The following is a 254-nucleotide window of genomic DNA, read 5'->3' on the forward strand; positions in this document are numbered from 1 at the left end:
CAGCCGGCCCGCAGGCCCGGGGCCTGGCCGGGCAGGGGCGGCGGCGCCGAGGAGAGCGCGCCCGCGCAGCCCGTACAGCAGGGGCCCGCAGGAGACTCCGCCTCTGGTTCCGGATCCGGCTCCGGTTCCGCCCCCGTACCACCGCCCGCCGACGCCGGTCCCGAGGCCGCGCCCGCTCCGGCCGCGCAGGATCCGTCCCAAGGTGCCGCACAGGTACGGCAGATGTGGCCGCAGATCCTGGAGGCCGTGAAGAA

The 254-nt window shown here is 77.6% G+C and carries 1 pseudogene; it reads left to right on the forward strand.

Annotated elements, in window-relative coordinates:
- Positions 1-254, forward strand: a pseudogene (locus AN218_RS38085) (DNA polymerase III subunit gamma and tau); the annotation flags it as partial.

This window comes from Streptomyces nanshensis, from assembly GCF_001751255.1.
In the GTDB taxonomy this organism is placed as follows: domain Bacteria; phylum Actinomycetota; class Actinomycetes; order Streptomycetales; family Streptomycetaceae; genus Streptomyces; species Streptomyces nanshensis_A.